1 protein-coding gene and 1 other annotated feature are annotated in these 401 nt (G+C 69.3%); the gene reads left to right on the top strand.

The window, feature by feature from the left end; genetic code table 11:
* Nucleotides 1-61: a sequence feature (AL1L pseudoknot), on the top strand. This feature is flagged as partial in the annotation.
* Nucleotides 1-401 (top strand): IS3 family transposase (locus APY03_RS19305; RefSeq protein WP_157103434.1); only part of this gene is annotated, 401 nt, incomplete at both ends. Its footprint overlaps the feature before it by 61 nt.

Here is a 401-nt window from a genome sequence, read left to right as displayed (position 1 = left end):
CGACGAGCATCGCGCTCGTTGCGGGGTCGAGCCGATCTGCAGCGCGCTGCAGGTCGCCCCGTCGGCATACCGGCGCTACGCGGCGCGCCAGCGCAACCCGGCGCTGCTGTCCGCGCGAGCCCGGCGTGATGCGATCTTGCTGTCTCAGGTGCAGCGCGTGTACGCCCAGAACCTGCAGGTCTATGGTGCCGACAAGGTCTGGCGGCAACTGCGGCGCGAAGGCACGGCCGTGGCGCGATGCACTGTCGAGCGGCTGATGCGACTATGCGGGCTCAGCGGTGCGCGTCGTGGCAAGAAGGTGCGCACGACAGTACCGGACGCCAAGGCGGCATGCCCGCTCGACCGGGTGAAGCGGCACTTCAAGGCTGACAGGCCGAACCAGCTGTGGGTGGCGGACTTCA

The organism is Variovorax sp. WDL1, assembly GCF_001541225.1.
Lineage (GTDB): Bacteria > Pseudomonadota > Gammaproteobacteria > Burkholderiales > Burkholderiaceae_C > Variovorax.
This window is presented reverse-complemented; position numbering and strand designations above follow the sequence as displayed.